Below are 26,426 nucleotides of genomic sequence, written 5' to 3'. Positions count from 1 at the left end.
CAAAGATTATCCCACAGCTTAATTTAAACTAGGATCTGATTTTGATATTCTTTTCCTCAAGCTTCTTTAATATCTTATCCATTACTTCATTTACATCAGTATCAAGAAGAGTTCTTTCTTTGTTTCTGAATGTAAGTGAATAAGCCACCGACTTAAATCCTGCCTCTATCTGATCACCCTCGTAAATATCAAACAAATTAAAGGATTCAAGATTGCTTCCGCCGTTTTCTGAAATAATATCTTCTATTTCACCTACAAGAATATTTCTTGGAACTACTAAAGAAATATCCCTTGAAATCGCAGGGTATTTTGCTATTCCTGTATATTTGATATCAAAGTTTACAAAAGGAATTACATTCGGCAAATCAAGCACCGCAATATAGGTCTTCTCACCCAGCTTATAGTTATCACACACAATCGGATGCACTTCACCCAAATATCCGAGACGAACACCGTCAAGTACTATATCAGCCTTTCTTCCGGGGTGTAAGAACTCTTCCTTACAACTTGGATCATAGTGAAGCTTGCCGACAATTCCTATTGTATATAAGAATTCCTCTACCACACCCTTCATATCAAAGAAGTTTTCCTTACCGTAGAACCCAAGTACAAACTGCATTCTCTCGTCAGGCAATTCCTTTAAAGGAAGCTCCTTTGGAATATAGATATTTGCAAGTTCAAATAGATGCACATCCTTATTTCTTCTGTTGTAATTTGTTGAAAGGGAATTAAGTATACCGTTTACAGCCTGAGTTCTCATCATTCTGAAATCCTCACCTAAAGGATTTGTGATTTCTATTGCTTTTCTGTAATGGCTATCCTTTGATAATCCAAGCTTGTCGAAAACCTTTGCGCTCTCAAATGAATAGTTCATTGCTTCTGAGAATCCCAGGAACTTTGCCACTTCTCTTGCAAGTTCTTCTATCTCAAGCTTCATGCTGATACCGCCTATAGTAGCACTTGATTTCGGCAATGTTGTAGGTATCTTATCGTATCCGAAAAATCTTGCAACTTCCTCAGCAAGGTCTGCCATAAAGTGAATATCCTGTCTAAATGTAGGAGCAACAATCTCGTTAGTCTCTTTATCGTATTTTAACTCAATTCTATCAAAGATTTCAAGCATATCTTCCTTTGATATGGCAGTTCCAAGTAATTTATTGATTCTTTCAGGTTCAAAAGCTACTCTTGACTCTACCGCCTTTACAGGATAAACATCAATTGTTCCGCCTACCACTTCTCCTGCCCCAAGTTCTTCCACCAAGGAACATGCTCTCATCATAGCATCATAAGCATTATTAGGATCAAGGCCCTTTTCAAACTTTCCTGATGAATCTGTACGAAGTCCTATTCTCTTTGATGAAAGTCTGATATTTGTACCGTCAAAAGTAGCACATTCAAATATCATTGTACTTACATCATCTGTAATCTTTGAGTTCTCACCACCCATGATTCCGGCAATAGCTACAGCTTTTTTGGCATCATTTATCATTAAAATATTGCTGTCAAGCTTTCTCACAATTCCGTCAAGAGTTTCAAACTCATCTCCGTCCTTTGCTCTGTCTACAACTATTTTTTGTCCTTCAATAAGATTGTAATCAAAGGCATGCATAGGCTGACCGTACTCCGCCATAACATAGTTTGTAATATCGACTATATTATTTATCGGTCTGATTCCCACTGCACGAAGTCTCTCCTGCATCCAAGCCGGTGAAGGTGCAAGCTTTATATTTTTAACAACTCTTGCAACATATCTCTTGCAAAGAGTCTCATCCTTTACTTCCACAGATAAATAATCATTTACATTCTCATTATTTCCTGTTGTTTTTACCTGCGGCATAACAAATTTTTTCTTGAATGTAGCCGCAGCCTCTCTTGCAATTCCTATTACTCCATAGCAGTCCACTCTGTTTGATGTAATTTCATACTCAAATACGGTATCTCTAAGTCCCAAAAGTTCTATAGCATCGCTACCGACTTTCGCATCCTTTGGCAAGATATATATTCCGTTTTCAGGTGCATCGGGGAAATAGTTCTTATCTTGACCAAGCTCGTCAATAGAGCACATCATACCGAATGACTCAACTCCACGAAGCTTACCCTTCTTTATTTTGATACCGTTTTCAGGCAACGGACTTCCGTCATGTCCGCCTGCAACTTTTCCGCCGTCCAAAACTACAGGCACCTTATCACCAACCGAAACATTAGGTGCTCCTGTAACTATCTGTATTTTTTCATTTCCGACATCAACCTGACAAATAATAAGCTTGTCGGCATCAGGATGTTTTTCTATTGAAAGTATCTCACCGACTACTATTTTTTCAAGATTTTTATCCAGTTCTTTATAACCCTCTACCTTTGTTCCGGTAAGAGTCATTGCATCTGTATATTCACTTGGAGTCACATCCAAGTCAGGCACATAGGCCTTTATCCATGATAATGCTGTATCCATTCTTCACCTCTGTTATTTACTGTAAATATAATCTCATGTAAAAGCTTTATTAGAATTGCTTTAAGAATCTGATATCATTCTCGTATAAAAGTCTCATATCATCGATTTCATACTTCAATAGAGCTATTCTCTCAAGTCCTATACCGAATGCAAAACCGTTATATTCATTCTTATCTACACCACACATATCAAATACATGAGGATGTACCATTCCGCAACCGAGGATCTCTATCCAACCGCTGCCTTTACAGAATCTGCATCCGCTTCCATGACATTTAAAACATGTCACATCCATCTCGGCACTTGGCTCTGTGAATGGGAAGTGGTGAGGTCTGAACTTAACCTTTGTTTCTTCACCGAAAAGCTTTTTAGCGAATACTTCAAGTGTTCCCTTAAGATCGGCAAATGTAATATCCTTATCTACAATAAGTCCTTCTATCTGGTTAAAAGTAGGTGAATGAGTAGCATCCACTTCATCTGAACGATAAACTCTTCCCGGGCTTATCATCTTTATAGGAAGCTTTCCTGTTTCCATTGTTCTTGCCTGTACAGGTGATGTCTGTGTACGAAGCACTATATCCTTTGTAATATAGAATGTATCCTGTTCATCCTTTGCCGGGTGATCCTCAGGGATATTCAATTTTGTAAAGTTATATTCGTCAAACTCTATCTCAGGTCCTTCCACAACCTCATATCCCATGCTTGTAAAGATTTTTTCAACCTCATGTAATGCAATAATATTTGGATGGCTGTGACCGAACTCTCTCTTGTTTGCAGGCAGTGTAACATCTATGGTCTCTGCCTTTAATCTGGCCTCAAGTGCAAGCTTTGCAAGCTCACTTCCGACATTATTTAATGTATTTTCAATAGCTTCTCTTGCTTCATTTACTACCTTACCGAATTCCGCTCTCTCTTCCGGAGCTACATTCTTCATATTTTTAAGAAGTGCGGTAAGCTCTCCCTTTTTACCAAGATATGCCACCTTAAGCTCATTTAATCTTTCTTTATTTTCTGCACTGTTTATCTTTTCTAAAGCTTCTTTTTGAAGTTTCTCTATTATGTCCAGCATTTTTTCTCCTTATTTAATGAATAGTCATGCCCCATATCAGTTTAAACTAATATGGGGCAAGGCAAAAGTCCTATCTATAGATAATATCATCTCTACCCGGTCCATTGCTTACCAACTTTACAGGTACTTCAAGTTCTTTTTCTATAAACTCAATATACTTCCTACAATTCTCAGGCAATTCCTCATACTTCTTTATACCTCTGATATCACAATTCCATCCCGGAAGATATTCATATACAGGTTTTGCAATCTTTAATTTATTTGTTGTAGGGAAGTCCTTGGTTATCTCACCATTTATATCATAGCCTACACATACAGGTATCTCTTTTAGATATCCCAGTACATCAAGTACTGTAAGTGCGACCTCTGTAGTACCCTGAATTCTTACACCGTATCTGGATGCTACAGCATCAAACCATCCCATTCTTCTGGGTCTTCCTGTGGTAGCACCGAACTCACCACCGTCTCCACCTCTTCTTCTAAGTTCATCTGCAGCAGCCTCATCCTCTATTTCACTGACGAATTCTCCCGCACCTACCGCTGATGAGTAGGCCTTAACCACTGTTGTAATTTCCTTTATCTCATATGGAGCAATACCTGCTCCTATAGCACCGTATGCAGCTAATGTGGAAGATGATGTAACCATAGGATAGATTCCGTGGTCAGGATCCTTTAGTGAGCCCAGCTGACCCTCAAGGAGAATATTCTTTCCTTCTTTTATAGCCTTGTAAAGATATGCACTCACATCACATACAAAAGGTTTAACCATATCTCTGTACTCATGAAGTGTATTCATAAGTTCTGTTTTATCAAGCTCAGGCATATTGTAAAGGTGCTTGAACATAACATTTTTTAATGTACAGATTTTTTCAACCTTTTCTTCCAATATTTCGTCGTCAAAAAGCTCACTTACCTGTATTCCGATTTTTGCAAACTTATCTGAATAAAAAGGAGCTATTCCGGACTTGGTAGAGCCATATGCCTTTCCGGCAAGTCTTGCCTCCTCATAGGTATCCTGTAAAATATGATATGGCATCAGAAGTTGTGCTCTGTCTGAAACCAAAATCTTAGGTCTCGGCACACCTTTTTCAACCAGCTCATTTATCTCTTTAACAAGATATGGAATATTAAGTGCAACACCGTTTCCTATAATGCTTGTTGTATGATCATAAAATACTCCTGACGGCAACAGATGCAAAGCAAATTTACCGTAATTGTTTATAATTGTATGACCTGCATTGCTGCCACCCTGAAAACGAATAATAATATCCGCCTTCGCCGCAAGCATATCTGTGATTTTGCCCTTACCTTCGTCGCCCCAATTGGCGCCTACAATAGCTCTTACCATTTAATTCTCCTTACACATTTATATCAGCCTTTAATCCCAGAATATCTTTATTTTCATCCAAGATAGGCTTGATAATTCTTTTTATAAAATCTTCCACCTGAACGCTGCTTCTTCCGATATATTTTTCAGGTTTCATGGACTCTTTCAATTCTTCCTTTGAAAGATTGAACATAGGATCTTTTGCAATCAAATCTAGCAGATTGTTTTCTTCACCAAGTTCCTTTACATTTCTTCCGGCAATCATTGAAAGCTCTCTGATTCTTTCATGCAGCTCCTGTCTGTCTCCACCGGCTTTCACTGCATCCATCATTATATTCTCTGTAGCCATAAAAGGCAATTCTGACATCAAATGTTTTTCTATAACTTTTGGATATACCACCAATCCGTCCACTACATTTAAATATAAATCAAGTATACCGTCTATGCTCAAAAAGCCTTCAGGTATTGAAAGTCTCTTATTTGCGGAATCGTCAAGTGTCCTTTCAAACCACTGAGTGGATGCCACCATCATAGGATTCATAACATCACTCATTACATAGTTTGCCAAAGATGCAATTCTCTCGCTTCGCATCGGATTTCTCTTATACGCCATAGCTGATGAGCCTATCTGTGACTTTTCAAAAGGCTCTTCAATCTCTTTTAAATGTTGCAAAAGTCTGATATCATTTGAGAACTTATGTGCCGAAGCCGCAATACCTGCAAGCACATTTAATACCTTGATATCCACTTTTCTGGAATATGTTTGTCCTGAAACAGGATAACATTCTTTAAATCCCATCTTATTTGCAATCATAGGATCTATTTTATTTATCTTCTCATCATCTCCGTCAAAAAGCTCCACAAAAGATGCTTGAGTGCCTGTAGTACCCTTGCATCCCAAAAGCTTTAAATTCTCAAGAGTATAATTTACATCCTCATAATCGAGTAAAAGCTCATTTATCCAAAGTGTAGCTCTCTTTCCTACTGTGGTAGGCTGTGCCGGTTGGAAATGAGTAAATGCCAAAGTAGGCAGATCCTTATATTCACGCGCAAACTTTGAAAGCTCATTTATCACATTTACAAGCTTTTCTTTTACCAGCTCAAGTGCTTCCTTCATTATGATAATATCCGTGTTATCACCTACATAACAGCTGGTTGCTCCAAGATGAATAATACCTTTTGCTTTTGGACATTGTACTCCGTAAGCATAGACATGGCTCATTACATCATGCCTTACCTCTTTTTCTCTTTCCTTTGCCACATCAAAATTTATATCATCTTGAAATTTCTTTAATTCTTCTATTTGCTCATCAGTAATATTCAGGCCGAGCTCTTTTTCCGTCTCTGCAAGAGCAATCCACAGTTTTCTCCAGGTCTTAAACTTCTTGTCCTGTGAAAAAATATACTGCATCTTTGCACTTGCATATCTTTCTGAAAGCGGACTAATATATCTATCTTTCAAGCCTTCCTCCTATTGTATACCAAGTCTTTTAAATACTTCGGCGTAGGCATCTTCCACTCCGCCCAAATCTCTTCTGAATCTGTCCTTATCCAGTTTTTCATGGGTTTGTTTATCCCATAATCTGCAGGTATCCGGTGATATCTCATCAGCAAGAATTATATCTCCCTTATATCTGCCGAATTCTATTTTAAAATCTATCAGGTCTATTCCAAGTCCGTCAAAATAATCAATCAGTGTTTCATTTACTTTGAAAGCGTATGAGGCAATCTTGTCAATCTCATCCTGAGTTGCAAGATCAAGTGCCAATGCATAATAACCGTTTATAAAAGGATCTCCAAGATTATCATCTTTATAGGAAAATTCCAAAGTAGGAGTTTTTAACTTGATTCCCTCTTCCATACCGAGCTTTTTGGCAAAGCTTCCTGCAGAGTAGTTTCTCACTATTACCTCAAGCGGTACTATCTTTACAGCTTTTACAGCCGTCTCTCTGTCGTTAAGCTCTTCGATATAATGAGTAGGAACTCCCTTTTTTTCTAAAAGTTTAAACAAATGATTTGTCATACGATTATTAATCGCACCTTTTCCTACTATTGTTCCTTTTTTCTCTCCGTTAAATGCTGTGGCATCATCCTTATAAGAAACTATGAGCACATCAGGGTCAGCGGTCTTAAATACTTTCTTGGCTTTTCCTTCATACAGTTGCTCCAACTTCTCCATTGTACACCTCCATTTGCTTTCAAAATCTACAATATCCCTCTGTCCACCGATAAAACAAAGCGGGCAGATACCACGGTTGTATTATATACCACTATAAAGGATGTGGCAATATATTAGAAAAAAAAGGATATCTCTATTCACTTGAGAGCGAATAGAAATATCCTCTAAACGGAGTATGCTATTTTATTTTAAGGAACAATCCCGACTTAATAAGCACAGGTCTGAGTGCAGCATAAAGTATTACTATCAATACGGTACTTACTATTGCATTTATAAGAGTTGTACCTGCCGCCCATGTAGCCATAATCTTTGCAGCATCCGCCTGAACTCCCAAAATATATACCTTATACAAATATCCCACTATAGGATCGAATATAACATTAAATCCCAATCCACAGATTGAAGATATTGCAGTCCACTTCATAATATATTTTGTATCATGATTTTCTGTAATATGAGCAATTTTATGTGCCACAAAGCCTGCAATAAGTCCGATACAAAGCTTTAATATAAATGTCTTAGGTGCAGAAGTTATATATACCGGATCTAAAATATCGGCTATGGTCATTCCAAGGCTTCCCGCTATACCGCCATATACTCCTCCAAGCAATATCGCCGCAATAACAACAAAGGCGTTTCCGATATGCAAGGCCGTCATATCACCTGATATTGTAGGAATCGGTATCTTTAAATATGTGAAACTCACATAACTTAATGCAGCCATAAGTGCTGTTGCTACAAGTTTAAAAACCGTACTGTTTTTTGTTCTTTCCATGATCTTTCCTCCATCATTTTTGGCTGATATCAGTATATAAAAATAGTGGTATGATTAAAATATCCACTTTGAATAGTTTTAATCATACCACTTATATTATTTGAATATATTTTACTCTTTTTTATTTTAATTATTATTCCAAATTCAGTTTATCTCTGAGTATGCGATAGCTTATTGCATAGGCAATTACAGCTATTATTATATTCTTTGTACCAATTAAAATCATTGTAATGATACTATATACACCCGGACTATGCATAAAAATACCGTGTACTAACGCTCCTGTCACCATATTTATTATTCCGTCAACAGCATTTAATCCTACGTTCATTACTATAAATATTATTACACTCATTAAGATTTTATATGAATTAAACAGCTGTCCGATTGAAACTGCTAAAAATAAAAGCAATGTATTGGAAACTATTTGTATAATTGCAAACAAACAGCCAAAGACTATTCCAAGTACAATTCCCATACCGTTTAACATTGTAAAATTACCCAGTATTCCGCCTTTAAACCTTGCTATATAAAGCATCAAATCTCCAAATCTGTCTGTTGCAAACATAAAACCGCAGAATATAATAACTCCCGATACGATAATCATCAGATTTACAATTGTTTGTGCTATTGCTGCAGGTATTATCTTGCTCAAAATAATCTCATGTTTCTTTAAAGGCAATGTATTTGTAAAATATCCTATACCTGAATACATGGTTTTATAAAACCTGACTCCTATATATATATTCATACCTATTGCTGTAACAATCAGTATAACTTCGTATAAAAGAACAGATATACTTGCCAGAAAAATCGATAATATACCTCCCTCCGACTCATTAATTCCGAAAACCAACATCGGAAGTATTCCTGTACAGAAAACTATTCCAGTAATAATCGCAAACACTATTGCTGTGAGTAAAAGTGCAGATTTCATTTGCTTAAATTCATATTTTATCAATTTACGAGACATTAAATACCTCCCTGAAATATTCGTCTATAGAACAGCCTTTTTCATTTCTTATCTTTTCCGCCGTATCATATAATATGATTTCTCCGTCTTTTATAAATACGACTTCATCAATTATCCTTTCCACCTCCGGAGTAAGAATTGTAGATATCAAAACAGTAGCATTCCTATTATAGTTGCTTAAAATTATTTTCAATATATAATCCCTTGCATCAGCGTCTACATTAATGAAAGGTTCGTCCAAAACGTAGAGCTTTGCATTCCTACTCATAACAAGTATAGCTTGCAACTTTCTTCTGTTTTCTTTTGACAAATCTTTTATCTTGTATTTATCCGGAATCTTTAAATCATTAAACATTTCATAGGCTCTGTCTTTGGAGAAATCCTCATAAAAATCGGCATGCATAGATATTGTATCTTTTATAGTCATACTTTCATCAAGAAAAATTTTATCCGGAAGATATGCAACATATGATTTTGTTATTTCATTCGGTTCAACTCCGTCAATACTCACTACACCCTCAGTCTGATTTAATACGCCTGTAATTATCTTCATTAAGGTAGTTCTGCCTCCACCCTTCGGACTGAACAGCCCTACAATTTTTCCGGTCGGTATATTAAGGTTTATATTATTCAGTGCCTGTTTAATTCCATATTTTTTACTGACAGCCTTTAAACTAAGTAAATCAAGCATTTTTATCTTCCTCCATCTTCTGTATATTCTTAAGTATTTCCTCTTTTGAAAAGCCCATATTGACCATATTTAAAAAATATTCCGCTGTATATTCTCTTGCCAGTTCCTCTTTACTTTGCTTAATTATTTCTAAATTAGTTGTAACTTCACGACCTGTATTTCTTATAGTATCTACAAGTCCCGATCTCTCAAGCTCCGCATACGCCCTTTGGACAGTATTGGGGTTTACATTCAATACATTTGAGAGTTCTCTTACGCTTAAAAGCTTATCTCCGGACCCTATCTCACCTGAAAATATTTGCATTCTGATATAATCAATAATCTGCAAATACACGGCTCTGTCAGATTTCACCTTCCATTCCATATACTCCCCTTCCGTTTATTGTACTGTCTCTTTAATACACTATAAGAATAAACAAATTTTTAATATTTGTAAATGAATTTTTTATTAATAATGATTTACATTAATTATTTAAATAAATCAGCAATACAAAAAACAGATTCTCAAAATGAAAATCTGTTTTTTATTATCTAATCTCTGCTCTCAACCACCAACAAATCTCCGCTAAAAGCGGCTTCCAGCTTATCATCTTTTATTTCATTGCTTATATAAAGACTTGGTGTGGCTATATTATCAATTATTTTATTTTCAATAGGATACTTAACTCCCTCCAGTTTCTCCATAAAGTTTTTTCCTTCAAGTGAAAAAAAGCTTATGTATTTTCCCAAAAGTTTCTCTCTTTCCAGAATGAAATGATTTGATTTGACATATATTTTATTATATTTATCATATATGGTTATATCCACTCCAATTTTTTTATACTTTTGGAGTATCAAAATATTGGCAAAAGCGTGATCAAATCTCTTTCCTAGAGCCCCAAAAACTGCAATGTTTTTTATATCGTCTTTTACAGCCCTGTCAACAGCAAGTTCACTGTCTGAAAAATCCTTTATAGGATCATGTTTTACTATCTCAACATTCAGATTTTCATATTTTTTCAGCTTCTCCCCATCAGAGAGTGTATCAAAATCTCCGACCATTATATGGGGGATTACATTTATTTTTTCAAGCTTTGTAATTGCCGCATCCACACTGATAATAATATCTTCTTTATTTTCGGCTATATAGTTTTCCAATAATGATATATCTATCTCTCCACCGGTAACAATTATTGCATTCATTTACAATATCTATACCTCTCCCAGTGCATCATTTAAAGCTTTTATATTCTTTAAAATATCACCTTTAAATACTGAAGAACCTGCCACAAACTCATCAACTCCGGCATCTGAAAGAGCTTTTATATTATCTACACCTACTCCGCCGTCCACCTGTATCAACAGTTTCTGATTTTTCTTTTCCCTCATCTTGGATAACTCTTTTATCTTATCCAAACTGTATGGAATAAACTTTTGACCTCCAAAGCCCGGATTAACACTCATTATAAGAACCATATCAACTTCGGAAACGATATTTTCCAAGAGTGAAACGGGAGTTGCAGGATTTATGGATATACCGCTTCTAAGTCCCAATGACTTTATTTGTGAAATACATCTGTCTATATGCTTGCAAGCCTCAAAATGTATAGTTATACCGTCGGCTCCGCTATTGTAAAAATCTTCAATATATCTCTCCGGATTTTCTACCATCATATGTACATCAAAGAAAAAATCCACAGATTTTCTTAACGAACTTATAACAGGCATTCCAAATGAAATACTCGGTACAAACATTCCGTCCATTACATCCAGATGTAATACTTCTATATTTCCTTCTTTTAAAAGCTTCATCTGTGATGATAAATCAAAGAAATCGGCTGCAAGTAGTGATGGTGCAATATTCTTTTTCAATACTTTCTCCTTTCAGAAAGCTCTTCATACATTTTTTTATAACTTTGATACCTTGATTCACCGATAAGTTTTTCTGCCAAGGCCTGCTTTACGGCACAATCCGGCTCATTTATATGCATACAACCTGCGAATCTGCATTTCCCTTCATACTCTTCAAACTCATGGAAATGAAACCTCAGCTCCTCCTTATCAAATGTAGGTGATTCCACACTTGTAAACCCCGGAGTATCAAATACAAAGGTATCACTGTCAATCATAAACAGCTCGGAATGTCTGGTAGTATGCCTTCCTCTTTCTATTTTTCTGCTGACAGTATTTGTATCCATATTTGCTTTCGGTGCAAGTATATTTGTTATAGAGGACTTTCCGACTCCTGAAGCACCGGCAAGTACACTTACCTCACCTTTAAGAGCCTCTTTTAAATCTTCAAGTCCGCTTTCTTCAAAGGTTGAAGCTATAATATTTTTAAACCCCGCATCAGTATATATTTTTGCATATTCTAAGGCCTTATCCATATTAAGATCCGTCTTGTTCCAGCATATCTCCACCTTTATTCCGGCATTTGACATATTTATCAAATACTTATCCAAATAATAAAATGCCGGCGACGGTGATTCCACCGCCAAAACAAGTACTACTTTATCTATGTTGGCTACTGCAGGTCTTATCAGGGCATTTTTTCTTTTATGTATATTTACAATATTCCCTTCAAAATCTTTTGTATCCGTGATTTCAAAGTCTACATTGTCACCCACAAGCGGCTTTACACCTAATTTTCTGAAAATGCCCTTTGCCTTGCACTCAAAAATCTGACCTTTTCTTTCTCCCTCATCAAGGATTATACAATAATAAAAACCTGCTATACCCTTTATTATCTTTGCAAAATAAATTTTGCTCATATCTTCTTTACTCAACTCTAAAGAACTCCACTGTATATGATTTCATTACTTCGCCACTGTCTACATTTACAATCTCCACCTGTCCCTGGTCTACACCGTTGGCTCCGACAATGGTTCGAAATCTTACCGGAAGTATGGTGTCACCTGTAACGGTTCTTGCTTCCATCAATGTAGAATATACATCACTTCCGTTTACAGTCTGCTTAAGCCTTATCATAACCTTTACACTTGTAAATCCCGAACTTGGTCCTATAACATCCTGTAAGGAGTAGTTCGTATCTATTGATGCCACATATCTGTAGCTTGCAGCCGTGGTTGCAGGCGCAACCGTGGCCTTGGTAGTCTGTGCCTGTTCGGAGCTCTCACTCTGTGATTCGCTTGACTCCGCCACACCTGTACTTACAGCATAGTCGATACTTGTACCGCTGTCCACACTTGAACCTGCCGCTATCGACTGTCCGGCTATAATTCCTGCCGCTATACTCTGACTGTTTTGTTCAGCTTTTTTTCCAAGTACAAGTCCGTTGCTCTCAAGTAGAGCTTTTGCATCCGCTTCACTCATATTTATAATATTAGGCACAATAACCTTTGTCACCTTCTTACCGCTACTGACTATAAGAGTAATTCTGTCACCGTTTTTAGGCTTTGTCGGACTGTAGGATATTACCTTTCCCTTTTCAATAGTATCGGAATTTTCCTCTTTTGATTCTACTGAAAAACCGTTTTCCTTTAGCAGAGCCTCTGCCGCCTCCTTAGTCTTTCCTGCAATACCAAGTTTTGTTATATCAACCGTATCGGAACCGAGACTTATTACAACACTTACCTTTGAATACTTTGAAACCACCTCATCGGCCTTAGGATCCTGTGAAATAACATTTCCCTTTTCTACAGTATCCGAATATTCACTTGACTTTACCTGCATCTGAAGATTGTTGTCTGAAAGCTTCTTATCCGCCATCTTCTCTGAAAGTCCGACTACATCCGGCATTACAGTCTGCGTGGAGTCAAGCGTACTTTGAGAAGTATCACTCTTTTTGCCTCCGAATACTCCGGTAAATCTTCCGACAAAGAATACTAAAAGTATAACTATGATTACAGCTACAATGACTCCGACAATGGACATGATTCTGTCCATCTTTTCATCTTCCTCATCATAATCATCGTCATCATTATCAACTTCGTCATTGTCATATTCTTCATCTTCCATATCATCTATAGGCTCTACCTGATTTAAAACCGCAGTATCCTCAGACTTTATTACCTTTGTAGCTCCTGTAAGTGCATACGGCTCATCCGGATTTAACAGTACATTTTCCAAATCATCCAAAACTTCAGTGATATTTTGATATCTGTTTGCCGGATCCTTCTTTGTACACTTTAATATAACTCTTTCCAGATTTGCGGATATTTGATTATTATATATATGCGGAGGTGTTATAGCCTGCTCAAGATGTGCAAGTGCTATTGAAACAGTGGAATCTCCTGTAAAAGGGACTCTTCCTGTAAACATCTCATACATTGTGATACCAAGAGAGTAAATATCACTCCTTGCATCACATCTTCCGCCTCTGGCCTGTTCCGGCGAAATATAGTGCACTGAACCTATAGCATTCGCATTTAATGTCTGCTCCGATACCGCTCTTGCTATACCGAAATCCGCAACCTTTATTTTGCTTTCATCCGTTATAAGTATATTTTGAGGCTTTATATCTCTATGCACTATATGCTGTGCATGGGCCGGCTTAAGGGCTTTTGCCACCTGTATTGCAATGCTTACACCCTCTGTAATATCAAGCTTGCCCTTTATTTTTATATATTCTTTTAGAGTGATACCGTCTACAAGCTCCATAACTATAAAATGATACTTGCCCTCATCTACCACATCGTAGATATTAACAATATTCTCTCCCAAAAGTCCTGCCGCCGCCTGAGCTTCTCTTTTAAATCTTTCTACGAACTCCGCATCAGAGCAAAATTCTTCTTTTAAGACCTTTATTGCTACAGCTCTGCCAAGCTTTAAATCCTTGGCTCTGAATACATTTGACATGCCTCCCGAGCCTATTTTTTCTATAATTTCATATCTTCCTTGCAAAACAACTGATTCAAGATTCATAATACTACCCCTCATTTATATCTATAAGCAAAATTGATATATTGTCACTTCCGCCTGATAGATTTGCCTCCTCTACTAGTCTTTTTGCACTTGACTTTACACCGGCACTTGAAGATATTATATTGAAAATCTTCCTGTCATCCACCATATTTGTAAGTCCGTCCGAACACAATAATACATATTCATTACCGACAAGATCCACCTCAAAGCTGTCTATCAGTACCCTTTCTTCAGCACCGACAGCTCTTGTTATCTTACTCTTATTCTCTTTATATTCAGCACTTTCTCTTGTTATTTCACCTTTTGAAACAAGCATTTCCACAAGGGAATGATCCTTTGTTATCTGTGAAATACTGTTCTCATCAAGTACATAACATCTGGAATCGCCTACATTGAACACATGCAAAGTATTATCTATAATGCTTGCCGCCACAACGGTTGTTCCCATTCCGGAAAGATTCGGATTTTTGCTTCCCTCCGCAAACAGATTCGCATTTGCGTATTCTATGGCTCCTTGTATTGCCGTTACAGGCATTTTTATTGTATGTTCAATATATGTAAGCATATAGCCTATCAAAGACTTTGACGCATAGTCTCCTGCCTTTTCTCCTCCCATTCCGTCAGCCACAATATATAAATTCGGCAATACTCCCACCGGCGTATCACTTATATATACCGTATCCTGATTTACAAGTCTTTTTCTGCCTACATCGGTCAAAGCAACCGAATACATATTACACCTCCAATTTTTAAGAATTCGTTTCTGATTGAATAAATCTCCTTCTTAATTGTCCACAGGCACCGTCTATATCTCTACCCATCTCTCTTCTAACTGTTGCATTTACCTTATGTTTCTCCAGGAAATCCTTAAAAGCCTTTATCTTAAGCTTGTCCGACTGTTTAAAGTCTCTCTCCTTTATAGGATTTACCGGAATCAAGTTTATATGAATATTTCTTCCGTTCACAAGTTTTACAAGATTCATAGCCTCTTTTATATTATCATTTACACCTGCCACAAGTGAATACTCATATGATACTCTTCTTCCGGTCTTTTTAAAATAATAATCACAGGCTGAAATAACATCCTTTAGAGCATATTTGTTTGCCACAGGCATTATTGTCTTCCTTATTTCATCATTAGGTGCATGTAAGGAAAGCGCCAAAGTGATACTCAGTCCCTCATCTGCCAAAGCCCTTATTTTAGGTACTATACCACAAGTTGATACGGTAATGTTTCTTTGGCTGATATTCAGGCCCATATCACTGCTTATAATTTTTACAAATTTTACTATATTGTCATAATTATCCATAGGCTCTCCGGAACCCATCACAACAATATTTGATATTCTCTCTCCGAGAAGTTTTTGTATGCTGTATATCTGATCAAGCATTTCCGAAGCTGAAAGATTTCTTACAAGTCCGTCCAGAGTGGAGGCACAGAACTTACAGCCCATTCTGCATCCCACTTGCGATGATATACAAACCGAGTTTCCATGCTCGTATTTCATTCTTACACTCTCTATGATATTTCCATCCTCAAGTGCAAAAAGATATTTCTGTGTACCGTCAAGCTTTGACTTAAATATCTCTACAGCCTTAAGACTTGTCAGGCTTGTACTTTCCTTAAGCTTTTCTCTGAATGCTTTTGAAAGATTTGTACATTCATCAAAGGATGATATAAGTGATTTATGCATCCACTCGAATAATTGCTTTGCCCTAAACTCAGGCTCATTCATCTCCTTTACAAATGTCTTTAATTCATCTAAATCCATTGACTTAATATCAGTCATTATCTCTCCTAAATACTGCGATAAAAAATCCGTCACAGTTGTCTCTTCCCGGTATCAGTTTCATATACCCGTTTTTCAGTTCGTCCTCTTCAAGCATTTTTATTGTTTCTTTGTCCATTCTCTCAGTCAAATCAACGGCTTTAAAATCTTTGTGGTTTTTTAGAAACAAAAGCATATTGTCTTCATTTTCCGCTTTGTTTAATGTACATGTGGAAAATATTAACTCGCCGTTTTTCTTTACATACTTGGACACATTATCAAGTATCTCTTTTTGTAAGTTTGCAAGTGACTTTAATCCTTCTTCTTCAAGTCTATACTTTATATCCGGCTTTTTCCCTATAATGCCAATTCCGCTACATGGTAAATCAGCCAAAATCAAATCGGCATCACTAAATCTCTCATCAAAGATTCTTGCATCCGCAACTGTAGGAATTATATTTGAAAATCCCTGTACTTTTGCATTTTCTCTTATCAATTCAACCTTATTTTCACTTACATCACAGGAATATATCTTTAAGCTTTTATCAAGCTTATCTGCCAGAAGAAATGACTTTCCTCCCGGTGCGGCACATACATCCACACATTTTTTAATATCTCTTACTCCAAGTACCTTTGATATCATAGATGATGATGTATCTGTGATATAACATTTCCCGGATTTTATAACCTCAATATCATCCACTCTGTCAAATCCTGTAATATACAGTATATCCGAATTAAGCCCCGATCTTTTGACTTTGATGTTCTTAGCTTCCAACTCTTTTATTACATCTTCAACACTTGATTTTGAAGTATTTACTCTTACCGACAAAGGCCCGTTCTTAAGAAAGTATTCCAAAGTTTCGTTGAAATACTTACCGGTATTATCTCTTATTATATTTAAAATGAGTTCAGGCATTGAGTACCTGATACTTAAATCATCAAATTTCAGTTCTTCTTTTTCACTGCTTATTTTTCTGAGAATTCCGTTTACAAAGCCTGTAAGTCCCTGCAGTCTTTTAATCTTGACAAGATTCACAGCCTCATTTATTACGGCTCTGTCAGGAACTCTGTCCATATAAAGCATTTGATATACAGACATTCTGAGTATCTCTCTGATTACAGGTTTTACACGCTTTCCGCTATTATATTTTTTTATAATATCATCCAGCTGCAGTCTGTACTCAACCACTCCATGGACCACTTTTGAAAAAAAGCCTCTGTCAGCCTTTGATAAATATGAATATTTTTCAAGAGCCATATCAATTACCTTATGGCTGTACTCTTTTTCAACATCTATCAATAACAGAGCTTCCAAAACCAAAGCCCTTATATTTGTTTTTTCCATTATCAATTCCTTCTTCTGCTTCTACCGCTGAATAAAAGCATAAGTCTAAGCATTTGCAAGACTCCTGCAGCCGCTGCAGCCACATATGTCATAGCCGCCGCAAAAAGTACCTTTCTTGCACTCTTATCTTCCTTATCAAGCAAAATTTCGTTGTTTTCAAGCTCTATCAAAGCTCTCCTTGAAGCATCAAACTCTACAGGAAGCGTAATAATTTGGAAGATTACCGCAAGTAAGAACATCGCTATACCTATTTGAATAAGTATATTTGATATATTTCCATAGCCAAGTAAAAATCCTACAAATATAAGAGGCCATGAAAGTCTGCTTCCAAAGTTTGCCACCGGAACAAATGCACTTCTTAAGTTTAAAGGTACATATCCGACATTATCCTGTATTGCATGTCCGCACTCATGTGCCGCAACTGCAATTGCCGCTACGGATGTCGATCCGTAAATCGCTTCGCTTAAACTTACAGTCTTATCTCTCGGATCATAGTGATCTGTGAGCCTGCCTGAAACAGGTCTTACGGAAACATCATATATTCCGTTTGCTCTTAAGATCCTCTCGGCAACCTCTCTTCCGGTAAGTCTTGACTGTGATGCCACTCTTTCATATTTTGCAAATGTCGCCTTCATTCTCCATGAGGCAATCAATGTTATAAGCATTCCTATAATAACAAAAATATAGGTTATATCAAATCCATAATACATAAGCTCCTCCTCTTATATCAGGTCTTTTATCCCGGCTTATATTCCCACTTTATATCCCTGTTCTATTTCTCTTCCCATCAGGAAGTCCTTTGCGGACATTCTTTTCTTACCTTCAAGCTGCAAAGATAAAACTTCCAGGATACTTTGATTACATATTATAAAAATCCTGCTGTTAAAGCTATATATTTTGCCGTAATTTTCACTTAAGTTTATATTTGGTAATTCCGATATATTCTCTGCCACATCAGCTTCCCATATCTTAAGAACCTTGCCCTGATACCTTGTATATGCACTTGGCCATGGATTCATTCCTCTTATCAATCGCTCTATTTCAACGGCAGGTTTATTAAAGTCTATCTCACCCATGCTCTTTGAAATCATTTTTGCATATTCGGTAGTCGCCTCTCCCTGAGGTGTAGGCACAATGCTCTCAAAATTTGCTATAGTATCCACTATCGCCTCACCGCCCAGTACCGCCAGTTTGTCAAACAGCGAACCTCCGGTCTCTTTTTTGTCTATCTCTATCTCATACTGTTTTAAAATATCACCTGTATCAAGTCCTTCATCCATCAACATGGTTGTAATACCTGTTTTTTCTTTTCCGTCTACAATTGACCACTGTATAGGAGCGGCACCTCTATATTCAGGCAAGAGTGAGGCGTGAATATTTATACATCCGAATTTCGGTATATCAAGAATAACCTTCGGTAAAATCTTTCCATACGCCACCACCACAAAAAAGTCGGCATTTTCAGACTTAAGTCTCTCAATCAGTGCTTCGTCCTTCATCTTTGAAGGTGTAAGCACCGGTATATTAAGGCTTAATGCCAATTCCTTTACAGGTGTAGGGCTTAGCTCTCCTCTGTTTCTTTTCTTATCTTCTCTTGTGAGCACAAGACTGACATCATGGCCTGCTTTTACAAGTTCTTTAAGCGGCTCAACAGAAAAGTCCGGTGTTCCCATAAAAACTATTTTCATTCTTCGTCTTCCTCATCCTCATACATGCTCTCAAGCTCTTCATTGTCTATAAGTTCTCCTTCTACAAGATCCACATATAGCTCACCCTCAAGATGTCCGCATTCATGGCATATAGCTCTTGCAAGTAGTCCCTCTCCTTCAAGAGTATATTCATTCATATCTATATCGAATGCTTTTACCACAACATGGTTCGGCCTCTTAACCACTCCGCTCTTTCCCGGTACGCTAAGACAACCCTCATATCCTATCTGCTCACCGTCCTGTTCAATTATAACAGGATTTATAAGTACATGTACATTTTCCGGCTCAGTCTCTATTACAACTATACGCTTTAACACTCCTATCTGAGGTGCTGCAAGTCCTACACCGTTGGCCTCTCTCATAGTATCTATCATATCTTCTATCAAAACTTTTGTTCTGTCACTTACTTCCTTTACTTCTTTACATTTTTTGTTTAAAACGCTGTCGCCCATTACTCGTATTGCTCTTATAGCCATTATTTATCTCCTCAATTAAAGTCATATATCGCACCTACATTTCTGTATGTGCCAATATTTTCTTCTATCTTTTTTTGTATATTTAAAAGTATATCATAATTAGCATTTTTTATGTACACCAGTTTTCTGTAATAGTCCTTGACCTTGCTTACACTTGGTTTGGTAGGTCCTATTATCATTGATTTTTTAAATGCGGCTTCCGACTTTATAACTTTTACAGTCTCACTTGCACATCTATTTAACTCGTCTTCCTTGATACTGCTAAACATTACCGTAAGCATATGACAGGCAGGCGGGTATCCTCCAAGACTTCTGTAAGCTATCTCATTGTCAAAATATCTTTTATAATCCTGTGCCGCTGCCGCCACAATTGCATAGTTTTCAGGCTTGTACGTCTGTATAACGGCCTCTCCGTCCTTTGCTCTTCCCGCTCTGCCTGCAGCCTGTGTCAAAAGTTCAAATGTCCTTTGTGCACTTGTATAATTGCTTACATAAAGCGAGGTATCCGCGGCCATTATTCCGACCAAGGTTACATTTGAAAAGTCATGACCTTTTACTATCATCTGAGTGCCTATCAAAATATCCGCATCACCGTTTGCAAAATCTCTTATCATATCATTGGCGCTGTTCTTTTTTGAAACGCTGTCGGTATCCATTCTGAGTACCTTTGCATTCGGGAATTCCGCCCTTGTCATCGCTTCAAGCTTCTGTGTTCCGGTACCGAAATTTGCAATATACTTTGAACCGCAGCTTGGACAGGTTTTTGGCAGGTCTATTGAATATCCGCAGTAATGACATACAAGTTTGTTGTTATTATGTAATGTCATGGTAACATCACAGTGCTTACATTTTATAGCTTCACCGCAAGATCTGCATGATACAAAGCTTGAATAACCTCTTCTGTTCATAAACAGCATAATCTGCTCATGCTTTTTTAATCTGTCCTCTATAAGCGTTCTTAACTTATCGCTGAAAATACTCCTGTTTCCTCGCTTTAGCTCATCCCTCATATCAACTATACTTACCTTCGGCAAAGAGGTATTTTTAGCTCTCGTTTTTAATTCCAAAAGTTTAATCTCTTTTTCCATTGCCCTGTTATATGTCTCGGGTGTCGGAGTTGCAGACGCCAAAACCAAGGATGCGTCGGTAATTTCCGAAAGTTTTTCTGCCACATCTCTTACATTAAATGTAGGTACATTTTCATTTTTATAGGCTGAATCATGCTCCTCATCTATTACTATAAGCCCAAGATTTTTTACCGGCGCAAATATTGCCGACCTGGGTCCTATTATTACATCCGCATCATCATTTTTTATTCTTTCAAATTGATAAAATTTTTCATTCTTGGAGAGCTTTGAATTTATGATTGCAACTCTGTCACCAAAATGCTCCGCCATCCTAAGCACTGTCTGATATGTCAATGAAATCTCCGGTATAAGCACTATTGCCTTATATCCCTTTGATATCACATACTTTATCATATTTATAAAAACCAAGGTTTTTCCGCTTCCGGTAATACCATGTAAAAGATAGGTATTCCTGCTGCAAATTTCAAAGTCGCACTTAAAAGTATTTACAGCATTTTCCTGCTCGGCATTTAAAGTATACTCTTTAGGTTTTATTACATCATTAAAGTCCTCTATTCCCAGAGAACGAAGTATGGGCAAGAGTGGATTTACATTTCTTTTCTTTGAACCTATTACAATATAGCCTTCCTCCGCCATTTTCTTTAATGTAGTGGAATTTACTTTGAGCTCTTTATTTATAAAGCTTTGTGGAAGGCTTGTTTTTGTTTTCAGTTCTTTTAAAACTCTTGCCTGTGCTGTTTTTCTTGACTTTATAAGTTCTTCTGTTTTTTTATCAAGAGCATCTGCATCAATATTTAGGAAAATCTCATTGCTTACTCTTTCCTCCGCCTCCGACTTTACAGGCATCACCGTTGCTATTGCCTTATCAAAGCTTACGCCATATCTGTGCTTTATCCATATGGCAAGACTTAAGAGGTTTTCATCGGCACTAAGTTCTCTTTCAGGTATTGAAAGTATGGACTTTAATTTTGAAAGTTCTACATTTGTACTTTCCCTTATATCTATTACATAGCCTTTTTTTATTGTTTTTCCGAATTCAATCAAAACAGGACAGCCCGGAATTATACTATCCCTCAGTTTTTCAGGGATAATATATGTAAATGGTCTGTCCACATTTGTATTTGCTATTATTATATCAGCGAATAAATTTTTCATAATTTTTTATTTTATCTACAACATCAAAAAGTCTCATACTGTTTGATCCCTTAAGCAAACATACATCTCCCGCCTTGAGATATCCGGACATAAATTTCTCCAAACTCTCATTATCTTCAAAGCTCTTTGTATATATATCTTTATTGATATCTTTTATAATTTCCTTTGCCAATTCTCCCACAGTAAATACAGCATCGAGTTTCACATTCTCATTGATAAAATCCCCGATTTCTTTGTGAAGTATTTTCTCATCAGTCCCCAGTTCCTTCATATCAGCCAATATTGCAATTTTTCTTTCGGCATCAAAATCTTTAAGTATTGAAATAGAAGCCTTCATAGAATCCGGTGAGGCATTGTATGTATCATCTATAATTGTAAAATCTTTTAATTTTATTAATTCCTGTCTGTGAGAAAATCCCCTAAATTCCTCTAAATGTTTTGCCGCAGATTCTACCGAAAGATTGTAATGATCAGCTACTGCAATTGCCACCAAAGCATTTGAAATCTGATGTTCACCGAAAACATTCAAATGAACTCTTACCTTCTTTCCTCCTATATGAGCTGTGAACTCAGGCATTGCATTATTAAATACTATATCGGTTGCATAGTAATCACATGAAGTATTTCCCTTTGCGCTGAAATATTTATATACTATACCCTTTTCTTTAGGCGGATCAAAAAGCAAATCATTATCGGCATTTAAAAACACTACGCTGCCCTCTTTCATACCGTCCATTATATGGAACTTCTCGGCTCTTATATTTTCTCTTGTATGCAAATTTTCAATATGTGCCGTACCTATATTGGTGACCAGAGCGCAGTCACAGTTTACTATTTTTGCAATTCTTTCCATCTCTCCGAACTGGCTCATACCAAGTTCTATTACGCCAATTTCTTCGTCATTTATTCTGCTTAAAGTAATCGGTACACCCACTTGCGAGTTGAAATTATTAGGTGTCTTAAAAACTTTCAAATCCGAAAGAGCAAGTGCCACCATTTCTCTTGTTGTAGTCTTACCTACGCTTCCTGTAACTCCGACCAAAGGCAATGTCAACTTACTTCTGATATACTTTCCAAGCTTTTGAAGTGCTTCGGTAGTATCATTTACAAGTACTATATTGAAATCATCTTTAAGAAAAATATCTTTTCTTGAACTTATCGCCACTCTGCAGCCCATATCATATACAGACCCCAAAAATTTATGAGCATCATTTTTTTCTCCGACCAGCGGAACGAAAAGACTGTCTTTATCAGCCTGCCTTGAGTCAATAACTATATTTGAAAATACGGCATTCTCATTTCCCGAGATGATTTCTCCGCCTGTGGCAAATGCAAGCTCCTTTATTGTTGTATCATTCATCTTTTTATCTTCTCCAAGCACTCATCCACCACTTCTCTGTCTAAGAAGTGAGTTCTGACTCCGTTTATTTCCTGATAGTCCTCATGTCCTTTTCCGATTATAGCTATGAGATCACCCTGCTTTGCATTTTCTATAGAATAATAAATAGCCTCTCTTCTGTCAGGAATTGTAATATAATCACCACCTGTAGGCTTTAGTTTTGATATTATATCTGCGATTATGTCCTCTGTTTTTTCATATCTGGAATTATCAGCAGTCACTATTGAAAAATCAGCCAGTTTTCCACAGATTTCTCCCATTGAATATCTTCTGTCCTTTGATCTGTTACCACCTGAACCGAATACTATTACAAGTCTCTTCGGATTATAATGTCTCAGAGTATGTATAAGACTTTCGGTACTGATTGCATTATGTGCATAATCAATTACCACATTGAATTCATGTGAAGTATATGCTACTTCCATTCTACCGTTCACCCTTGTATTCTTTAGTGCCGTCTTTAAATCATCAGCTTTTACTCCTGAAATAACAGCCGCAGCAAGCGCCGCCAATGCATTATATACATTAAATTCTCCCGGAATTCCTATATAAATATCTGAGACGGTTTCAGCCACATTATATTTTTCTCTGACGGTATTTGAACAACATATATCTATCTTTGTACCTAAGAAATCCTTATTTGATATATATTCAATATTTTTTGCTTCAAAATCTCCGCCTTTTCCAAATGTATACTTTTCTACTGATGTAGACTGCTTTAAGACAAAATCGGAATGTTCGTCTTCTATATTTACAATTGTTTTATCACATTGTGTAAAGAAAAGTGATTTATACATCAAATACTCATCAAAATCTTTATGTTCGTCAGGCCCTATATGATCATGTGAAATATTTGTAAATATTCCGGTGTCAAAGCGGATACCTTCTGTTCTTTTCATCTTTACCGCCTGTGAAGAAACTTCCATCACAACATATTCACAGCCTGCGTCAAGACACTCTTTAAAAGTTTTATGCAGCTCATATGACTCAGGTGTAGTATTTAATGTAGGTCTGTGTATATTTCCTATGGTAATTCCGTTTGTACCGATAAGTCCTACCTTGGCATTTTGCTCAAGAAGGTTCTTTAACATATGAGATGAAGTTGTCTTTCCCTTTGTACCGGTAATACCTATTATTTTCATTTTTTGTGCAGGATGTGAGAAAAATGCGGCTGAAAGTCTTGCAAGTGCCACTCTGGTATCTGCTACCTTTATAACACAAACATCATCTCTTTTTATATCTCTTTCTACCACTATCGCCTTTGCACCTTGCTTTACTATCTCATCAATCACATCATGAGTATCAAATCTTGCACCTTTTATACATACAAAGATACAGTCCTTCACTATTTTCTTTGTATTAAATACCAAATCAGAAAAATCATCCTGTAATTCTCCCGATATTATCTCTATATCAAGTCCCTTGGCGTTTTCAATCAGTTTCATCTTTTCTCCCTTTTACAGATGTTTACTTTAAGGTCTTTTAGAACAATCCTACTATATCTCCGTTATCATCTACATCTACCGCTTCTGCAGCAGGGACCTTTGGAAGTCCCGGCATGGTCATAATACTTCCTGTTATTGCAACTACAAAACCTGCTCCCGCATTTACATATACTTCCCTTACATTTATCTCAAAGTCCTCAGGTCTTCCAAGTTTTTTCGGATCGTCTGAAAGTGAATACTGATTCTTTGCCACACATATAGGAAATTTATCAAATCCAAGTGCTTTTGCCCTGTCAATAGCCTTCTTTGCCGCAGGTGAATACACTACATTCTTTGCTCCGTATATTTTCGTTGCAATAGTATGAAGCTTATCTTCAAGACTCATATCATCAGGATAAAGCAAAGTGAAATGGCTCTTTTTGTTTTCAAGTGTGTAAAGAATCTTTTCGGCCAACTCTATGCCGCCCTTTCCTCCTTCTTCCCATACCTTTGAAACTGCAAACTCACAATTTCTGCTTTCACAAAACTCTCTGATAAAGCCAACTTCCGCCTCTGTATCACTGACAAAATTATTTAGAGTAACCACTACAGGTACTCCGAAAAGTTTGATATTTTCAATATGCTTTTCAAGATTTACTATACCTTTTTTTAGGGCATCAAGATTTTCATTTGATAAATCTTCCTTGGCCACTCCGCCATTATATTTAAGAGCTCTTACTGTCGCTACTATTACCACACAATCAGGGGCAAGATCTGCCTTTCTACATTTTATATCAAAGAACTTCTCCGCTCCGAGGTCCGCTCCGAATCCTGCCTCTGTAAGCGCTATATCAGCCATTCCCATTGCAATCTTTGTAGCTCTTATTGAATTGCATCCATGTGCTATATTTGCAAAAGGACCACCGTGAACAAGTGCAAGTGAATGATTCAAAGTCTGTACAATATTCGGCTTTATTGCATCTTTTAAAAGTGCTGCCATAGCTCCGACAGCTTTTAAATCTTTGGCAAATACCGGCTCCCCTTTAAAATTATATGCCACTATAATATTTGAAAGTCTTTCCTTCAAATCATTCATATCCTTTGACAAACATAGTATTGCCATTATCTCTGAAGCCACCGAGATTACAAAATGATCTTCTCTGACAACTCCGTCAGTCTTATTCCCAAGGCCTACAACTATATTTCTCAGCACTCTGTCATTCATATCTATACATCTTTTATGAATGATTGCCCCTGTATCTATTCCAAGTGTATTTCCCTGCTGAATATGATTGTCTAACATAGCAGCCAAAAGATTATTTGCAGAGGTTATAGCATGAAAATCTCCCGTGAAGTGAAGATTTAACTCATCCATAGGCACTACCTGTGCATATCCGCCTCCGGCAGCTCCACCCTTTACACCGAAACATGGTCCCAGAGAAGGCTCTCTAAGCGCTATTACCGCACTCTTTCCCATCTCTTTAAATGCCTGTCCAAGACCCACAAGAGTTGTAGTCTTACCCTCTCCCGCAGGAGTAGGATTTATTGCCGTTACAAGTACAAGCTTACCTCTTTTTTTATCTTCATGAGCTTTTAAAAAATCCTCACTAAGCTTTGCCTTATACTTACCGTACATTTCCAAGTCATCAGCATCTATCCCGTATTCTTTTGCCACTTCGGCAATATTTTTCATTTCTATACTTCTTGCAATCTCGATATCGCTACGCATATA

The 26,426-nt window shown here is 37.0% G+C and carries 23 protein-coding genes; all 23 read right to left on the bottom strand.

Annotated features, from left to right (window positions below; genetic code table 11):
• Positions 1-28: 28 nt before the first annotated feature.
• The gene (pheT, locus tag HMPREF1140_RS04745) at positions 29-2,449 is read right to left on the bottom strand and encodes a phenylalanine--tRNA ligase subunit beta (protein ID WP_009662758.1); all 2,421 of its coding nucleotides are present in this window, start codon (positions 2,447-2,449) and stop codon (positions 29-31) included.
• Between the two features lie 49 nt (positions 2,450-2,498).
• A complete protein-coding gene (pheS, locus tag HMPREF1140_RS04740) occupies positions 2,499-3,518 on the bottom strand; it encodes a phenylalanine--tRNA ligase subunit alpha (RefSeq protein WP_007591033.1) in 1,020 nt (339 codons plus the stop codon).
• Between the two features lie 70 nt (positions 3,519-3,588).
• The gene (locus HMPREF1140_RS04735; RefSeq protein WP_009662752.1) at positions 3,589-4,866 is read right to left on the bottom strand and encodes an adenylosuccinate synthase; all 1,278 of its coding nucleotides are present in this window, start codon (positions 4,864-4,866) and stop codon (positions 3,589-3,591) included.
• A gap of 10 nt (positions 4,867-4,876) precedes the next feature.
• Entirely contained in the window at positions 4,877-6,307 is a 1,431-nt protein-coding gene (purB, locus tag HMPREF1140_RS04730) for an adenylosuccinate lyase (RefSeq protein WP_009662729.1), read from the bottom strand.
• Positions 6,308-6,316: 9 nt separating this feature from the next.
• Positions 6,317-7,024 (bottom strand): phosphoribosylaminoimidazolesuccinocarboxamide synthase, encoded by a 708-nt coding sequence (purC, locus tag HMPREF1140_RS04725; RefSeq protein WP_009662743.1) that lies wholly within the window; start codon positions 7,022-7,024, stop codon positions 6,317-6,319.
• A 178-nt stretch (positions 7,025-7,202) separates the two neighbouring features.
• On the bottom strand, positions 7,203-7,799 hold the full coding sequence (locus HMPREF1140_RS04720; protein WP_009662738.1) for an ECF transporter S component: 597 nt from the start codon (positions 7,797-7,799) through the stop codon (positions 7,203-7,205).
• Between the two features lie 133 nt (positions 7,800-7,932).
• The gene (locus HMPREF1140_RS04715; protein ID WP_009662742.1) at positions 7,933-8,772 is read right to left on the bottom strand and encodes a hypothetical protein; all 840 of its coding nucleotides are present in this window, start codon (positions 8,770-8,772) and stop codon (positions 7,933-7,935) included.
• Positions 8,762-9,463: an ATP-binding cassette domain-containing protein gene (locus HMPREF1140_RS04710; RefSeq protein ID WP_009662744.1), complete on the bottom strand. Its 702-nt coding sequence runs from the start codon at positions 9,461-9,463 to the stop codon at positions 8,762-8,764. Before HMPREF1140_RS04710 ends, HMPREF1140_RS04715 begins: the two co-directional genes overlap by 11 nt.
• On the bottom strand, positions 9,456-9,827 hold the full coding sequence (locus tag HMPREF1140_RS04705) for a GntR family transcriptional regulator (RefSeq protein ID WP_009662747.1): 372 nt from the start codon (positions 9,825-9,827) through the stop codon (positions 9,456-9,458). Before HMPREF1140_RS04705 ends, HMPREF1140_RS04710 begins: the two co-directional genes overlap by 8 nt.
• 167 nt (positions 9,828-9,994) lie before the next feature.
• On the bottom strand, positions 9,995-10,645 hold the full coding sequence (locus tag HMPREF1140_RS04700) for a thiamine diphosphokinase (protein WP_009662723.1): 651 nt from the start codon (positions 10,643-10,645) through the stop codon (positions 9,995-9,997).
• Positions 10,646-10,654: 9 nt separating this feature from the next.
• Positions 10,655-11,314 (bottom strand): ribulose-phosphate 3-epimerase, encoded by a 660-nt coding sequence (gene rpe, locus HMPREF1140_RS04695; protein WP_009662737.1) that lies wholly within the window; start codon positions 11,312-11,314, stop codon positions 10,655-10,657.
• Positions 11,311-12,213, bottom strand: coding sequence for a ribosome small subunit-dependent GTPase A (rsgA, locus tag HMPREF1140_RS04690; protein ID WP_051000438.1), 903 nt, complete (start codon positions 12,211-12,213; stop codon positions 11,311-11,313). Before rsgA ends, rpe begins: the two co-directional genes overlap by 4 nt.
• A gap of 7 nt (positions 12,214-12,220) precedes the next feature.
• Entirely contained in the window at positions 12,221-14,326 is a 2,106-nt protein-coding gene (gene pknB, locus HMPREF1140_RS04685; RefSeq protein ID WP_009662735.1) for a Stk1 family PASTA domain-containing Ser/Thr kinase, read from the bottom strand.
• Between the two features lie 4 nt (positions 14,327-14,330).
• Positions 14,331-15,059 carry a Stp1/IreP family PP2C-type Ser/Thr phosphatase gene (locus HMPREF1140_RS04680; protein ID WP_009662731.1) on the bottom strand — a complete coding sequence of 243 codons (729 nt, stop codon included), beginning with the start codon at positions 15,057-15,059 and terminating at the stop codon, positions 14,331-14,333.
• Positions 15,060-15,075: 16 nt separating this feature from the next.
• Positions 15,076-16,116, bottom strand: a complete 1,041-nt coding sequence (gene rlmN, locus HMPREF1140_RS04675; RefSeq protein ID WP_009662753.1) for a 23S rRNA (adenine(2503)-C(2))-methyltransferase RlmN — start codon at positions 16,114-16,116, stop codon at positions 15,076-15,078.
• Entirely contained in the window at positions 16,109-17,443 is a 1,335-nt protein-coding gene (rsmB, locus tag HMPREF1140_RS04670; protein WP_035619908.1) for a 16S rRNA (cytosine(967)-C(5))-methyltransferase RsmB, read from the bottom strand. Before rsmB ends, rlmN begins: the two co-directional genes overlap by 8 nt.
• Positions 17,444-17,445: 2 nt before the next feature.
• Complete coding sequence (locus tag HMPREF1140_RS04665) at positions 17,446-18,153, bottom strand: zinc metallopeptidase (protein ID WP_009662754.1); 708 nt, start codon at positions 18,151-18,153, stop codon at positions 17,446-17,448.
• A gap of 36 nt (positions 18,154-18,189) precedes the next feature.
• Entirely contained in the window at positions 18,190-19,131 is a 942-nt protein-coding gene (fmt, locus tag HMPREF1140_RS04660) for a methionyl-tRNA formyltransferase (protein ID WP_009662745.1), read from the bottom strand.
• The gene (gene def, locus HMPREF1140_RS04655; RefSeq protein WP_009662739.1) at positions 19,128-19,628 is read right to left on the bottom strand and encodes a peptide deformylase; all 501 of its coding nucleotides are present in this window, start codon (positions 19,626-19,628) and stop codon (positions 19,128-19,130) included. The genes fmt and def overlap by 4 nt, the downstream gene beginning before the upstream one ends.
• Positions 19,629-19,639: 11 nt before the next feature.
• Positions 19,640-21,871 carry a replication restart helicase PriA gene (gene priA, locus HMPREF1140_RS04650; protein ID WP_009662721.1) on the bottom strand — a complete coding sequence of 744 codons (2,232 nt, stop codon included), beginning with the start codon at positions 21,869-21,871 and terminating at the stop codon, positions 19,640-19,642.
• Positions 21,852-23,231: a UDP-N-acetylmuramoyl-tripeptide--D-alanyl-D-alanine ligase gene (locus HMPREF1140_RS04645; protein ID WP_009662730.1), complete on the bottom strand. Its 1,380-nt coding sequence runs from the start codon at positions 23,229-23,231 to the stop codon at positions 21,852-21,854. Before HMPREF1140_RS04645 ends, priA begins: the two co-directional genes overlap by 20 nt.
• Positions 23,228-24,715 (bottom strand): UDP-N-acetylmuramoyl-L-alanyl-D-glutamate--2,6-diaminopimelate ligase, encoded by a 1,488-nt coding sequence (locus HMPREF1140_RS04640; protein ID WP_009662769.1) that lies wholly within the window; start codon positions 24,713-24,715, stop codon positions 23,228-23,230. Before HMPREF1140_RS04640 ends, HMPREF1140_RS04645 begins: the two co-directional genes overlap by 4 nt.
• Before the next feature lie 37 nt (positions 24,716-24,752).
• Positions 24,753-26,423: a formate--tetrahydrofolate ligase gene (locus HMPREF1140_RS04635; protein ID WP_009662755.1), complete on the bottom strand. Its 1,671-nt coding sequence runs from the start codon at positions 26,421-26,423 to the stop codon at positions 24,753-24,755.
• Positions 26,424-26,426 lie beyond the last annotated feature (3 nt).

The organism is Lachnoanaerobaculum sp. ICM7 (assembly GCF_000287675.1).
Lineage (GTDB): Bacteria > Bacillota > Clostridia > Lachnospirales > Lachnospiraceae > Lachnoanaerobaculum.
Note: the sequence above shows the minus strand (reverse complement) of the source record. Positions and strands in the feature narration are given on the sequence as shown.

Excerpts from the sequence above, each read along its gene's own strand:
- pheT (WP_009662758.1), bottom strand. The coding sequence starts at position 2,449 with ATGGATACAGCATTATCATGGATAAAGGCCTATGTGCCTGACTTGGAT.
- pheS (WP_007591033.1), bottom strand. The coding sequence starts at position 3,518 with ATGCTGGACATAATAGAGAAACTTCAAAAAGAAGCTTTAGAAAAGATA.
- HMPREF1140_RS04735 (WP_009662752.1), bottom strand. The coding sequence starts at position 4,866 with ATGGTAAGAGCTATTGTAGGCGCCAATTGGGGCGACGAAGGTAAGGGC.
- purC (WP_009662743.1), bottom strand. The coding sequence starts at position 7,024 with ATGGAGAAGTTGGAGCAACTGTATGAAGGAAAAGCCAAGAAAGTATTT.
- HMPREF1140_RS04720 (WP_009662738.1), bottom strand. The coding sequence starts at position 7,799 with ATGGAAAGAACAAAAAACAGTACGGTTTTTAAACTTGTAGCAACAGCA.
- HMPREF1140_RS04715 (WP_009662742.1), bottom strand. The coding sequence starts at position 8,772 with ATGTCTCGTAAATTGATAAAATATGAATTTAAGCAAATGAAATCTGCA.
- HMPREF1140_RS04710 (WP_009662744.1), bottom strand. The coding sequence starts at position 9,463 with ATGCTTGATTTACTTAGTTTAAAGGCTGTCAGTAAAAAATATGGAATT.
- HMPREF1140_RS04705 (WP_009662747.1), bottom strand. The coding sequence starts at position 9,827 with ATGGAATGGAAGGTGAAATCTGACAGAGCCGTGTATTTGCAGATTATT.
- HMPREF1140_RS04700 (WP_009662723.1), bottom strand. The coding sequence starts at position 10,645 with ATGAATGCAATAATTGTTACCGGTGGAGAGATAGATATATCATTATTG.
- rsgA (WP_051000438.1), bottom strand. The coding sequence starts at position 12,213 with ATGAGCAAAATTTATTTTGCAAAGATAATAAAGGGTATAGCAGGTTTT.
- pknB (WP_009662735.1), bottom strand. The coding sequence starts at position 14,326 with ATGAATCTTGAATCAGTTGTTTTGCAAGGAAGATATGAAATTATAGAA.
- HMPREF1140_RS04680 (WP_009662731.1), bottom strand. The coding sequence starts at position 15,059 with ATGTATTCGGTTGCTTTGACCGATGTAGGCAGAAAAAGACTTGTAAAT.
- rlmN (WP_009662753.1), bottom strand. The coding sequence starts at position 16,116 with ATGACTGATATTAAGTCAATGGATTTAGATGAATTAAAGACATTTGTA.
- rsmB (WP_035619908.1), bottom strand. The coding sequence starts at position 17,443 with ATGGAAAAAACAAATATAAGGGCTTTGGTTTTGGAAGCTCTGTTATTG.
- HMPREF1140_RS04665 (WP_009662754.1), bottom strand. The coding sequence starts at position 18,153 with ATGTATTATGGATTTGATATAACCTATATTTTTGTTATTATAGGAATG.
- fmt (WP_009662745.1), bottom strand. The coding sequence starts at position 19,131 with ATGAAAATAGTTTTTATGGGAACACCGGACTTTTCTGTTGAGCCGCTT.
- def (WP_009662739.1), bottom strand. The coding sequence starts at position 19,628 with ATGGCTATAAGAGCAATACGAGTAATGGGCGACAGCGTTTTAAACAAA.
- priA (WP_009662721.1), bottom strand. The coding sequence starts at position 21,871 with ATGAAAAATTTATTCGCTGATATAATAATAGCAAATACAAATGTGGAC.
- HMPREF1140_RS04645 (WP_009662730.1), bottom strand. The coding sequence starts at position 23,231 with ATGAATGATACAACAATAAAGGAGCTTGCATTTGCCACAGGCGGAGAA.
- HMPREF1140_RS04640 (WP_009662769.1), bottom strand. The coding sequence starts at position 24,715 with ATGAAACTGATTGAAAACGCCAAGGGACTTGATATAGAGATAATATCG.
- HMPREF1140_RS04635 (WP_009662755.1), bottom strand. The coding sequence starts at position 26,423 with ATGCGTAGCGATATCGAGATTGCAAGAAGTATAGAAATGAAAAATATT.